The following is a 12,711-nucleotide window of genomic DNA, read 5'->3' as shown; positions in this document are numbered from 1 at the left end:
CGGGCGTGTTCTTGAAGGATAGCAAGGCGTTCTTTTGGTATGCCCCACCCCTTGCCCCTCCCCTGAAGGGGAGGGGTTTTAGAAGAATAGCCCCTCCTCTTCAGGGGAGGGGTTGGGGTGGGGGAGTCAATCATCCAACCGAACCTTCCAAACTTATCGCCAGCAATTTCTGCGCTTCAACAGCAAATTCCATCGGCAGCTGCTTCAGCACATCTTTCGCGAAACCGTTCACAATCAAACTCACCGCTTCTTCCTCGTCCAGCCCGCGTTGTTGGGCGTAGAACATCTGGTCGTCGGAGATTTTGCTCGTGGTCGCTTCATGCTCGATCGTTGCGGTCGGGTTTTTCACCTCGATATAGGGCACGGTATGCGCTCCGCATTGGTCGCCGAGCAATAGGCTATCACATTGCGTAAAGTTACGAACATTTTCCGCATTCGCGCCGACGCGGACCAGACCGCGATAGGTATTGTCGGACTTGCCCGCGCTGATCCCTTTCGAGATAATCGTGCTGCGCGTGTTCTTGCCGTTGTGGATCATCTTGGTGCCGGTATCGGCCTGCTGGTAATTATTGGTCAGCGCGACGGAGTAAAATTCGCCTACGCTGCCTTCGCCGTTGAGTACGCATGACGGATATTTCCACGTCACCGCGCTGCCGGTTTCCACCTGCGTCCAACTGATCTTGCTATTCTTGCCTTGACACAGCCCGCGTTTGGTCACGAAGTTGTAGATACCGCCCAAACCATTTTCATCGCCGGGATACCAGTTTTGCACGGTAGAGTATTTAATTTCCGCATCATCCATCGCGACCAGTTCAACAACCGCCGCATGGAGCTGGTTCTCATCACGCATCGGCGCGGTGCAGCCTTCAAGATAACTCACATAGCTACCCGCTTCGGCAATAATCAGCGTGCGTTCAAACTGGCCGGTATTTTCCGCGTTGATCCGGAAATAGGTGGACAGCTCCATCGGGCATTTCACGCCTTTGGGAATGTAGACAAACGTGCCGTCGGAGAAGACCGCACAGTTCAATGTAGCGAAATAATTATCTTTCATCGGCACAACCTTGCCGAGATATTTCTTCACCAGCTCGGGATATTCCTTGATCGCTTCGGAAATCGAGCGGAAAATCACGCCTGCGTCTTCCAGCTCCTTGCGGAAAGTAGTCGCCACCGAAACGCTGTCAAACACAGCGTCCACAGCCACTTTACGTGCGCCTTCAACGCCCGCGAGAACCTTTTGTTCTTCAATCGGTATGCCAAGCTTCTCATAGACACGCAGGATTTCCGGATCGACCTCGTCGAGACTGCCCAGCTTTTCCTTCGGCTTCGGCTCGGCGTAATAATAAGCGTCCTGATAGTCGATCATCGGGATATCGAGCTTGGCCCAATCGGGCGATTCCATTTTTTGCCACATACGGAAAGCCTTGAGCCGCCATTCGAGCATCCACTCGGGTTCGCCCTTTTTGTCGGAGATGAAACGCACCGTGCTTTCATTCAGCCCCTTGGGCGCGAAATCCTGTTCGATATCGGACGACCAGCCGAACTCATAGGTGCTCGCCTTGTCGACAGCCTCTTGCGCCTCACGGTTCATTTCCGTGCGCTCGTCCATTTTTACTTCTTCGGTTTTCATTAGCTCGCTCATATCAATTTCCGTTCGGGCTGAACTTGTCGGAGCCAGCCTCTATCCGCAGACAGCAGCGTGAATAATGAAATGGCCCTTCTACAGGCTCAGGACAAACGGCAGATATTGAGAGGTTTCTAATCATCATGCTTTTTCCATCGTTCGAATTTTAGAAGCAGTCGGAATATCCGACAGGCTGGCCAGGCTGACATCATCAAGCGCCTTGCGTATAGTTTTGTTGACCACACCCCAATGCGGTTTGACGGTGCAGCCATCTTCCAGTTTGCAGTCATGGTTGCCATTTATCGTGCAACTCGTAATTGCCAGCGGGCCTTCCACGGCCTCGACAATATCTGCAAGACTGATGGAGGCTGGAGGCCTCGCCAGCCGGATACCGCCGCCGACGCCGCGGGTGGATTCGATCAATCCTGCAGCGGATAATTTACTCACCAGCTTTTGCGCCGTAGGCAGGGGCACGCCGGTTTCTTCCGACAATCTGGATGCGTTCAGCTTTCCTTTTGCCAAAAGCGCAGCGCCGCAATGCCGCGCAGCGGCGGACATGATGACAACGGCATAATCGGCAAGATTGGAAAGACGCATATTATCCTGGATATTACCTTCGATTCCGGCGAATCAAACATTGGATCGCTTAAACAAGACTAATTTAGTCGCATTTATCCAACATTGCAAGAAAGCCGGGCAAGAAAGCTGGGCAAAAACCCAAAATAATCAAGCCTGTCGGGCCTCCATCGCCTCCATCAGGTATCGGAAACAATCGATGGAATATTGCCCTTGAGCCGTCCGCGCTGGTCGATCAGGGTCGCTGTTTCCCCTTCGGAAACGCGCAATTTGGTCGGTGTTACCCCAGCGAAAAACTTGACTTCGCGGATCATGTGGGACTGATCATAAAAGGCATCTTCCAGCGCCAGCAATTCTTCCTCATTATGCTCGGCATAGGCCCGCGCGGCCCGCAACGCGCGATATTTGCGCGCGAGATATTTCGGCGGCATGCCATAGAGCTTGTTGACCATACGCAACACTTGCCGGGAGCTTTGCGGCGATCGCTCCATCAACGCGCTGACCGGCGGGGACGGCTCAGAGGATAACCATTGGTCAACCATATGGCTAAACTCCACCACTTCGGGTTTCACTTTGGATTTGAAAACGCTGAAGACCTTGTCGGCCCAACTGGTCATCTCCTCTGCCGTCTTGCAACCACGCAGATATACGAGGTGTTTGTCGACTTCACTGGTAAACACCTCGTCAGCGGGCACTGCCTTGTCGGTATAACCTGCCGCTGACTGCTTGGTCAGGGCGGCCCAGCCGCACGGCAACAAGCCGACACCGAACATCCGGAAAGGGCCGTTAACGTCGAAATGCATAGCACCGGTAGACGGGCCGACCAGCATTGCGTTCTCGCAAGGGTAGCTGGTTTCATTGGCAAAACTCAATGTTGCAGTACCATCCAGAATGAACCGCATTTGGGCGATTGCAGCGCGTTCATTATCATCGAAACGCGGCTGATCGACTTCAAACAGATAGTAGACCGAAACCAGGTCCCGGACGTCTTCTGCAGGCGCGAAATATCTCAGACTAACCAATTGCGATCCCTTTAACGGCAATTCTGACGTGCCGATATCCACATGGATGCGCCTTTATAGCTGAAAAATATAGTGAAAAAAAAGGCCTGGCTGAAAAAACAGCCAGGCCATGAAGGAAAAGGACTCTATTCACACGGAATATCCGATGTCGTGAGTCCCTCGGGTCGCACAATGTCTATGGACCCGAATCACGCGCCAGATATTGGACAAAAACGACGCATTTTGATCTGATTATTGACAAAATAGGTCAAAATCCGGGTTTTTATCCTCGGTTTATTGACTTTCGCGCGCAATCCACTGGTCGACCCGTTCCTCCATGATTTTCAACGGGACAGGTCCACTGCGCAAAATAACATCATGGAAATCGCCCATTTTATATTTTTCACCCAGCTTGCTTTGCGCCCGTTCGCGCAATTCCAGTATTTTCAGCTTCCCAATCATGTAAGCCGTCGCCTGACCTGGATAGACAATATAACGCTCGATCGCTTTGCGGATATCACCATCCGGATTCGGCGTGTTTTCGGTCAAATAGGCAATCGCCTGTTCCCGGCTCCAGCGCTTGTCGTGAATTCCCGTATCCACCACCAACCGGCAAGCGCGCCATAGCTCCATACCCAGTCGGCCAAAGTCGGAATAGGGATCGGTATAGAATCCCATATCCTTGCCCAGTTCCTCCGAATAAAGGCCCCAGCCTTCGGAATAGGCGGTCACGCCACCGAATTTACGGAACGGTGGCAGATTGCCCAATTCGGTCTGGATTGCGCGCTGCAAATGATGGCCCGGCAGGCCCTCATGATAGGCCAAAGCTTCCAGTTCTGTTTTGGACATATCGTTGAGATTGTAGAGATTGACATAATAGGTGCCGGGTCGGGATCCATCTGGCGCAGGGCTTTGGTAAAAGGCCTTGCCTGCCGATTTTTCGCGGAAGGCTTCTACCGGCTTGATCACCAAGGGTGCTTCCGGCAGCGTATTGAAAAATTCAGGCAGTTTGGTTTTCATCGCCGCCAGCTTCACATCCACATCAGCAAGATAGGCTTCCCGCGTGTCGTAATAATATTGATCATCGGTCCGCAGATGCTTGAAGAAATCCTGCAGGTTTCCTTTGAAACCGACTTGCGCCATGATTTTTCGCATTTCGCCGTGAATCCGCGCGACATTATCCAGGCCGATCTGGTGGACTTCATCGGCACTCAAATCGGTTGTCGTGTAATTTTTCAATCGCTCGGCATAATAGGCCTCCCCATCCTTGAAGCGCCATATCCCGTCGCCTTCGGGAGCCATTTTCTGCTGGCGCTCCATTTCGGCGACGAGCTTCTGATAAGCGGGGGCCAGACTATCAGTCAGCGCCTCTTCGCCTCGCGCTATTAAATCGGCTTTTTCTTCGTGGGGTATGTCCAGCGCATTCACTTTTTTCTTCAAGTCGGCATAAATCGGCGAATCATCGCCTTCCTCGAAAGGAGCGCCGCTGATGACGTTTTTCGCATCGCTGATGACATAGGGGAACACCCAGCCCGGGACGATAACGCCATCGTTCGCCCGCTCTGCCGATTGCAGAACAAGGGCCTCGATCAATGGTCCGGCTGCATAGAGCCTGCTCACATAAGCACCCGCATCAGCCTTGCTGTCGACCCGGTGAATGTTGATCAGAAAGGCCGGAATCTGGCTCTGCGCACCATTCATCTGATCGAAAATATAGCTGTTGCGGCGAAACGGGAACGCCTCTCTGGCGCGCTCGGCGCGGGCCTGAAACAGCCGATAGCTCAGCTGTCCTGCTTCATCCAGTTGGGCAGAATCAAATTTCTGTTCCATCTCCGCCAGCGCTGCCTCACCGCGTTGATATTGCTCCAGTTCTGCCGCTTCACTGGGGTCATCCCATCGGCCATAATCGGCATCTCTCACGCCGCGATAGGCTTTTGACATTGGCGAATTGGCGAGCTCGGTTTTATCGTATTCCTCAAAGAACGTGGCCAGTTCGGCATTGATATCAGCAGATGCGTCCGCCGCTTCGACGGGTTGCGCGCTAACGGTTGCTATGGGGCTGATTGAGCACCCGGCTATCATGGCAGAAGTAGTGAGCAGGAAAATGCGTTTCATGAATCAGGACCCTTTGTTACTGAGATTCTTTATCGCTATTCCGTAACAGCTGACACCGGTTTGCACAAATGCCATAGAAGCCCTTGCGCCGTTTCTCCTGCCGGTTAAAGACGATGCAAAGACATAATATGGGGGATGGTGGACATGGCAGAAGACGAGCCAGGCGAAACAACCGAGCAAAAATCCGCAAATCAAAATGCCTATTGGTCGGAGAATATCCGTCTGCTCGGCGTCCTGATGACCATCTGGTTTGTGATCTCCTTTGGCGCTGGGATTTTGTTCCGGTCGTTTCTCGATCAGTGGATGGTTGGCGGCTATCCGCTAGGCTTCTGGTTCGCGCAGCAAGGGTCGATTTACGGGTTCATAATGCTGATCATCTACTACACTATCAAGATGCGCAAAATTGAGCGCAAATATGATCTCAATGATTAAGGTGTTAAAAACATACACTCTCCGTTCGTGTGAGGTATAAAGCATGACCACCCAAACCCTCATCTACATCTTCGTCATCGCCAGCTTTGTGCTCTATATCGGTATCGCGATCTGGTCGCGCGCCGGTTCGACCAACGAGTTTTACGTCGCAGGCGGCGGCGTTAACCCGATCGTCAACGGCATGGCCACTGCTGCCGACTGGATGAGTGCGGCCAGCTTTATCTCGATGGCCGGGATTATCGCATTCGCCGGATATGACGGCAGTGTCTATCTGATGGGCTGGACCGGCGGCTATGTCATGCTGGCGCTCCTGCTCGCGCCTTACCTCCGTAAATTTGGTCAATATACGGTGCCGGATTTTATCGGCGCGCGTTATTATTCCAAGACCGCACGGGTGGTTGCCGTGATCTGCCTGATCTTCATTAGCTTCACCTATATCGCGGGTCAGATGCGCGGCGTGGGGATTGTCTTTTCAAGGTTTCTAGACGTTGACATTACGATGGGCGTTTTAATCGGGATGTCGGTAGTGTTTTTCTACGCAGTGCTCGGCGGAATGAAGGGGATTACCTATACGCAGGTCGCCCAATATTGCGTGCTGATCTTCGCCTATATGGTGCCCGCCTTTTTCATCAGCTTTTTGGTGACCGGCAACCCTGTTCCGCAACTCGGGCTGGGTTCGACGGTCGATGATGGTTCGGGGCTTTATGTGCTGCAAAAGCTGGATCTGGTGCTGCAGGATATGGGCTTTGGCGCGTATACCGGCGGCGATAAATCGATGATTGACGTATTCTGCATCACCGCTGCGCTGATGGTGGGGACGGCTGGATTACCCCATGTGATCGTGCGTTTCTTCACCGTGCCCAAAGCTTCCGATGCTCGTAAATCTGCGGGCTGGGCGTTGGTTTTTATTGCTTTGCTCTATACTACCGCGCCTGCCGTCGGAGCCTTCGCAAGGCTCAACTTTATCGACAGTGTAAACAATGTTGAATATTCGCAGGCTCCCGAGTGGTTCAAGAATTGGGAAAGCAATGACCTGATCGCATGGCGCGATAAAAACGGCGACGGCAAGATGCAGCTTGGCAAAGGCGACGCGTTCAAAGGCGCGCCGGAATTTGACGCGGGAGCCGGTGCCAATGGCGAGCGGGTTGTCACCAACGAAGCAGCGGATGACAACGTAAACGAAGTCTATGTCGACCGCGATATTATGGTGCTCGCCAATCCGGAGATTGCCAATCTTCCCGGATGGGTGATTGCCTTGGTTGCAGCGGGCGGACTGGCGGCGGCGCTGTCGACGGCAGCAGGGTTGCTGCTGGTGATCAGTTCGTCGATCAGCCACGATCTGCTCAAGCAAACCTTCCGGCCCAATATTACCGAGAAAGGCGAATTGCTGGCTGCGCGGCTGGCGGCAACAGCGGCCATATTCGTCGCTGGTTATCTCGGCATCTATCCGCCCGGCTGGGTCGCGCAGGTTGTAGCCTTTGCGTTCGGGTTGGCTGCAGCTTCGCTCTTCCCCGCGATCTTCATGGGCATATTCTCCAAACGGATGAACCGCGAAGGCGCGATTGCCGGGATGGTGACGGGATTGACGTTTACGTTCCTGTACATCGGCTGGTTCAAACTCTGGTCGCCGGAGAGCAATATCGAGGCCAACTGGCTGTTTGGCATATCGCCTGAAGGTATCGGTGTGATCGGGATGGTGCTGAATTTCGCAGTCGCGATAGCGGTGGCACGGTTTACCAGCGCGCCGCCAGATGCGGTCGGGAAATTGATTGAGGATATTCGGGTGCCGCGGGTTACTTGATGAGTATTGATTTTGAAGCCTATTTTCGGTCCAAGCCAAAATTGCCTGAGACATTAACGGAAGGGCCGGGCTGGATCATCAACTCGACTACACCAATGCGCGTCATAAAAGATGATTTTGCGCAAGAATTGTTGCCTTACCTTAAAGGCCGTAAATGGCGGACAGATATTAATGTGGAAGGAAACCTTACTACCGAAGCGTTGGAGGCCTGGAAAAATCTAAGACATCAACTCATCGAAAATCATGGCGCGCTGGTCTATGATCCTCAAGCTGATCAATTGTCAGACGGCGATGGGACACAACCCGTAATCTCCATTGATAGCCAAGAGAGCGAAGAACGGGGTTTTAGTCTACAAATATTTTTTGAAAATGCGGACAAAGTAGGCGTCGATAAGATCGGTCAGTTGCTTGATATATTGGAAGCAGAACTCCCTGAAGCGCTTCCCCATAGATATGGCCACTTTGAACCCGCACAATGGCGCTGGGATGACGGCGGACGTGAAGCGTTTCTTGAACGATGGACGAACGACGATCCACCATTTTGGATTGGTAAGACTCCCGTAAGCTATATGTTCTCAAATTTCGCTTTTAAACTCGGGTATCAACGAACCGAATTTCGATCAGGTAGCATCGAATTTCAATTGAAGGCCAAGCTAGCGAGAGATCCCAAGAAACTAAGAGCTGTAATGATCGCAGCAGAAAAAATTGCCATCGTTTTTAATGCTTTTTATGCCGGGCTGACCGAAGACACATTCGATTGTTCTCCATGGTGGAAGGGCTTGAGCCCTAATAACCATTTGCAGTTAATAATGGGACCACCTCTATTAGAGCTTTGGCAGGGTATTGAATCTATATCGCAGCCGCTGGGCAAAAGACATCGATCCATCGGAGGCAGCAATGTCGGCGTTGCCAATGTCTCACCACCAAAAGCCCTCTGCTATTCTGGCGCGCCAAATAGTGATGGATACGCTAAAGTTTTCCCGTTTAAAAAAACAGACCCGTACTGGGTTTGATAAAAACCGTACTTTGCGTATCTCCACTTGCCAACGACAAACAATTTTAAACGGAGCATTCCATGCAATTTGATGACGTTGTCCTCGGTCGCCGCAGTACGCGCGTTGAAAAGAGCGCCATAGTCGCGTCTGACAGCCAAGTCTGGCTCATCTGTTCAATCGCCCCTCAACCAGCGCATTGACAACAGACGGATCAGCCAGTGTCGAAGTATCCCCCAATGCGCCATGCTCATTCTCGGCAATTTTACGCAAAATCCGCCGCATGATTTTTCCCGAACGGGTTTTGGGTAGTGCGGGTGTCAGATGCAGATGATCGGGCGTGGCGATGGGCCCGATTTCCTTGCGGACATGGCCGCGCAGTTCAGCAACCAGTTCTTCTGAAGATTCCACACCCGCGTTCAACGTGACATAGCAATAAATGCCCTGCCCCTTGATATCGTGTGGATAGCCAACCACCGCCGCCTCGGCGACTTTGGGATGGGAAACGAGCGCGCTTTCAACCTCTGCCGTTCCCATACGGTGGCCGGAAACATTGATCACATCATCGACACGGCCGGTGATCCAGTAATAATCATCCTCGTCGCGCTTACAGCCATCACCGGTGAAATATTTGCCTTTATAAGTCGAAAAATAGGTCTGGATGAAACGTTCGTGGTCGCCATAGACGCTGCGCGCCTGGCCCGGCCAACTGGCGGTGATGCAGAGATTGCCGTCGGTTGCGCCTTCCAGAACCTTGCCATCGCCATCGACCAGCTGCGGTTGGATGCCAAAAAACGGCTTGCCCGCGCTGCCCGGTTTCATGCCATGCGCGCCGGGCAATGTTGTTATCATCGTGCCGCCGGTTTCGGTTTGCCACCAGGTGTCAATAATCGGCGACTTCTTCTCGCCCACGACCTCGTGATACCAGCGCCAGGCCTCTGGGTTTATCGGTTCGCCAACCGTGCCGAGCAGCCGGATCGAGCTGCGGTCATGCACTTTTACCGGCCCGTCGCCTTCGCGCATTAATGCTCTTATAGCAGTAGGCGCTGTGTAGAAGATATTGACCTTATGCTTGGCCACGACTTCCCAGAAACGGCCAAAATCGGGATAGTTGGGAATGCCCTCAAACATCACCTCGGTCGCGCCGTTTATCAGCGGGCCGTAGACAATATAGCTGTGACCAGTGACCCAGCCGATGTCAGCGCTGCACCAGAACACCTCGCCCGGTTTATAGTCGAATACATAGTGAAAGGTGGTCGCGACCCAAACGGCATAGCCGCCTGTGGTATGAAGCACGCCCTTGGGCTTGCCGGTCGAACCAGAGGTATAGAGAATGAACAGCGGGTCTTCTGCTTGCATTGGCTCGCAGGGACATTCAGCGGGTACATCTGCGCTGATTTCATGATACCAGTAGTCACGACCTTCAGTCATTTCGATGTCGGTACCGGTGTGATTAATCACCAACACCGCATCGACATCCGCCCCCGGTTTTTCCAGCGCTGCATCAACATTGGCCTTCAGCGGTACCGGCTTTCCGCCGCGCAGTCCGCCATCAGCACAGACAATAAATTTGCTCTCGCAATCCTCAATCCGTCCCGCCAGCGCGTCAGGAGAGAAGCCGCCAAACACGACACTATGGATCGCCCCAATCCGTGCGCAGGCCAGCATCGCGACAGCGCCCTCAACGATCATCGGCATATAAATAGTGACGCGATCACCCTTTTTGACACCCATTTTCTTGAGTGCGCCCGCCATTTTGATGACCTCACGGAGCAAATCCGAATATGTGAGCTTCCGGCCTTCAGACTGGGGATCATCGGGTTCAAAAATTAGCGCGATCACATCTCCATTGCCCGCCGCGATATGCCGGTCCACGGCGTTGTGGCAGATGTTAAGCACGCCATCTTCATACCATTTGATATCGACAGGGTCGTAGGACCAGTTGGATATTGTACTCGGAGCGGTTTCCCAATCAATCCGCTCCGCCTGCTTCGCCCAGAACGCATCGGGGTTGGCAATGCTCTCATCATAGAGCCGCTGATACTCCTCCGCGCTGCAGTTCGTGTTCGCAGTCGCCTTGGTGTCAGGCTGGATCATGTCGCTCATAAACTGCTCTCCTGAGAATCGTTGGGCTTTTCGTAGCAGACGAACGGCTTGCTGGCATAGTGCTGAAATGTCGCGCTTGCCGCTCTGATACTTGCGTGTTAACTGACTAGCTAACGGTTTTGGGGAGACAACGAAATGCGTAAGATATTATTGCTTGCCGCCTGCACAACCGCTCTGGCGGTTGCCGGCTGCAAATATGTTGGCGATGATCCCGACCGGATGAGCGAAAAAGTTGAAAACACCGAATATCCTGAACAGGTTTTCTGGGGTGACACCCATCTCCATACCGATAACAGCGTAGATGCCTTTGGTTTCGGTAATCGGCTCAATGCGGAACAGGCGCTGCGCTTTGCCCGCGGCGAAGAAGTTACCGCAACCAAGGGCGCAAAGGCCAAACTCTCCCGACCACTCGATTTTCTGGTGATTGCCGATCACAGCGACGCCATGGGTGCGACCAAGGCGATCAAGGACGCCCCGCGCATTGCGCTCTTGGGCAATGAATTTCTGCTCCGCTGGCATGATATGCTCAACGAAAGCGATGAAGGTGCGCTGCGCGTTACAGCCGAGCTGATTGATGGCGCCGCCAAAGGCACATTGCCGCCAGAACTGACCGACCCGAAACAACAGGCCAAGCGAACGAAGGATCTTTGGGAGGCGCATGGCGAGACGGTCGACAAATATAACGAGCCCGGCAAGTTCACCGCCTTCATGGGCTTTGAATATACCCCGATGCCCGGCGGCGACAATCTTCACCGCGTGGTGATGTTCCGCGATGGTGCAAAAAAGGCGAATCAGGTTCTACCCTATTCATCACAAAGTTTTGCCGGAAATCCGGAAAAGCTGTGGGAATATATGGCCGCCTATGAAAAGAAAACCGGCGGGAAAATTCTGGCGATGCCGCACAACAGCAATGTGTCGAACGGGCGCATGTTTGAAATGCAGAAATATGACGGCAGCCCGATTGATAAAGCCTATGCTGAAACCCGGGCGAAATATGAGCCGGTGGTCGAAGCAACCCAGATCAAGGGTGACAGCGAGGCGCATCCGTTTCTTTCTCCCAATGATGAGTTTGCGGCGTTTGGCGATACCGGTTGGGATCAATGCAACTTGAGCTGTACGGGCGGGAAAACCAAGCCTGAGCAATATGCCGGTAGCTATACGCGCGAAGCCCTGAAGCGCGGGCTTGAATTGATGCACACTATCGGTGCCAACCCGTTCAAGTTCGGCATGATCGGCTCGACCGACAGCCACACGTCACTTGCGACGGCAGACGAGAACAACTTCTTCGGCAAGCATAGCCAAAACGAACTGAACAACAAAGACCGTGCCATGCAACCGCAGAATCTGGGTACGCGCGAAGGCCGGTTTGGCTGGCATTATCTCTCCAGCGGCTATGCTGCAGCATGGGCGACGAGCAATTCACGCGAAGCCATTTTCGACGCTTTCATGCGCCGTGAGGTCTATGCCACAACCGGCCCACGAATGACCGTGCGGTTCTTTGGCGGGTTTGATTTTTCCGAAAGCGATACGGGCGATCTGGTGAAAACAGGCTATGCCAAGGGCGTGCCAATGGGTGGTGACCTGACTGGCGGGGAGGGCAAAACACCAACCTTCCTGATCAGCGCAATGATGGACCCCGAAAGTGCGAGCCTTGACCGAATTCAGGTGGTCAAGGGCTGGGTTGATGCCGGAGGGAAGTCTCAGGAAAAAATCTATAACGTCAGCTGGAGCATGGAAGACACCCGCACCCTTGGCGCAGACGGCAAGCTCGCTCCAGCCGGCAACACCGTCGATCTGTCCACCGGAAAATGGGATAACGGCATCGGCGCACCCGAACTGGTTTCATTCTGGCAGGACCCGGATTTCGATGCGGGGCAAAATGCATTCTATTACGTCCGCGTACTCGAGATTCCAACCCCGACATGGCCGGTTTATGATGCACTGAAATTCGGTTTGACGTTGCCGGACGAAGTGATCAAAATCCAGCAGGAACGCGCCTATTCGTCGCCGATCTGGTATAGCCCGAAAGCTTAGTTATACTTGGCATCAAGTTGTAGTCCGTTC

At 53.3% G+C, this 12,711-nt stretch carries 9 protein-coding genes; 4 read left to right on the top strand and 5 right to left on the bottom strand.

Annotated features, from left to right (window positions below):
* Positions 1-130: 130 nt before the first annotated feature.
* The 4 genes from sufB to HF685_RS11210 all read right to left on the bottom strand — a co-directional run bounded on the left by sufB (position 131) and on the right by HF685_RS11210 (position 5,316).
* On the bottom strand, positions 131-1,609 hold the full coding sequence (gene sufB, locus HF685_RS11225) for a Fe-S cluster assembly protein SufB (RefSeq protein ID WP_211051495.1): 1,479 nt from the start codon (positions 1,607-1,609) through the stop codon (positions 131-133).
* Positions 1,610-1,765: 156 nt separating this feature from the next.
* On the bottom strand, positions 1,766-2,221 hold the full coding sequence (locus HF685_RS11220; RefSeq protein WP_168820035.1) for an SUF system Fe-S cluster assembly regulator: 456 nt from the start codon (positions 2,219-2,221) through the stop codon (positions 1,766-1,768).
* Between the two features lie 158 nt (positions 2,222-2,379).
* A complete protein-coding gene (locus tag HF685_RS11215; protein ID WP_168820033.1) occupies positions 2,380-3,264 on the bottom strand; it encodes a DUF6597 domain-containing transcriptional factor in 885 nt (294 codons plus the stop codon).
* A 231-nt stretch (positions 3,265-3,495) separates the two neighbouring features.
* Positions 3,496-5,316, bottom strand: coding sequence for a DUF885 domain-containing protein (locus HF685_RS11210; protein WP_168820031.1), 1,821 nt, complete (start codon positions 5,314-5,316; stop codon positions 3,496-3,498).
* A gap of 144 nt (positions 5,317-5,460) precedes the next feature.
* Between HF685_RS11210 and HF685_RS11205 the strand changes: the two genes are divergently transcribed.
* From HF685_RS11205 to HF685_RS11195, 3 genes are read left to right on the top strand one after another with little or no spacing between them, the layout of a single operon-like run.
* On the top strand, positions 5,461-5,748 hold the full coding sequence (locus tag HF685_RS11205; RefSeq protein ID WP_168820029.1) for a DUF4212 domain-containing protein: 288 nt from the start codon (positions 5,461-5,463) through the stop codon (positions 5,746-5,748).
* 43 nt (positions 5,749-5,791) lie between these two features.
* Positions 5,792-7,549, top strand: coding sequence for a sodium:solute symporter family protein (locus HF685_RS11200; protein ID WP_168820027.1), 1,758 nt, complete (start codon positions 5,792-5,794; stop codon positions 7,547-7,549).
* Positions 7,549-8,562, top strand: a complete 1,014-nt coding sequence (locus HF685_RS11195) for a hypothetical protein (RefSeq protein WP_168820025.1) — start codon at positions 7,549-7,551, stop codon at positions 8,560-8,562. Before HF685_RS11200 ends, HF685_RS11195 begins: the two co-directional genes overlap by 1 nt.
* Positions 8,563-8,709: 147 nt before the next feature.
* On the opposite strand, the gene acs is transcribed toward HF685_RS11195, so the two are convergent.
* Positions 8,710-10,647: an acetate--CoA ligase gene (gene acs, locus HF685_RS11190; protein ID WP_168820023.1), complete on the bottom strand. Its 1,938-nt coding sequence runs from the start codon at positions 10,645-10,647 to the stop codon at positions 8,710-8,712.
* A 135-nt stretch (positions 10,648-10,782) separates the two neighbouring features.
* Here acs and HF685_RS11185 point away from each other — a divergent pair, with 135 nt between their 5' ends.
* The gene (locus HF685_RS11185) at positions 10,783-12,681 is read left to right on the top strand and encodes a DUF3604 domain-containing protein (RefSeq protein WP_168820022.1); all 1,899 of its coding nucleotides are present in this window, start codon (positions 10,783-10,785) and stop codon (positions 12,679-12,681) included.
* The last annotated feature ends 30 nt before the right edge of the window (positions 12,682-12,711 follow it).

Source organism: Parasphingorhabdus halotolerans (genome assembly GCF_012516475.1).
Classification (GTDB): Bacteria; Pseudomonadota; Alphaproteobacteria; order Sphingomonadales; family Sphingomonadaceae; genus Parasphingorhabdus; species Parasphingorhabdus halotolerans.
This window is presented reverse-complemented; position numbering and strand designations above follow the sequence as displayed.

What these genes read in the sequence shown, in the direction of transcription:
- HF685_RS11210 (WP_168820031.1), bottom strand. Translation starts at nt 5,316, where the DNA reads ATGAAACGCATTTTCCTGCTCACTACTTCTGCCATGATAGCCGGGTGC.
- acs (WP_168820023.1), bottom strand. Translation starts at nt 10,647, where the DNA reads ATGAGCGACATGATCCAGCCTGACACCAAGGCGACTGCGAACACGAAC.
- sufB (WP_211051495.1), bottom strand. Translation starts at nt 1,609, where the DNA reads ATGGACGAGCGCACGGAAATGAACCGTGAGGCGCAAGAGGCTGTCGAC.
- HF685_RS11220 (WP_168820035.1), bottom strand. Translation starts at nt 2,221, where the DNA reads ATGCGTCTTTCCAATCTTGCCGATTATGCCGTTGTCATCATGTCCGCC.
- HF685_RS11185 (WP_168820022.1), top strand. Translation starts at nt 10,783, where the DNA reads ATGCGTAAGATATTATTGCTTGCCGCCTGCACAACCGCTCTGGCGGTT.
- HF685_RS11200 (WP_168820027.1), top strand. Translation starts at nt 5,792, where the DNA reads ATGACCACCCAAACCCTCATCTACATCTTCGTCATCGCCAGCTTTGTG.
- HF685_RS11195 (WP_168820025.1), top strand. Translation starts at nt 7,549, where the DNA reads ATGAGTATTGATTTTGAAGCCTATTTTCGGTCCAAGCCAAAATTGCCT.
- HF685_RS11205 (WP_168820029.1), top strand. Translation starts at nt 5,461, where the DNA reads ATGGCAGAAGACGAGCCAGGCGAAACAACCGAGCAAAAATCCGCAAAT.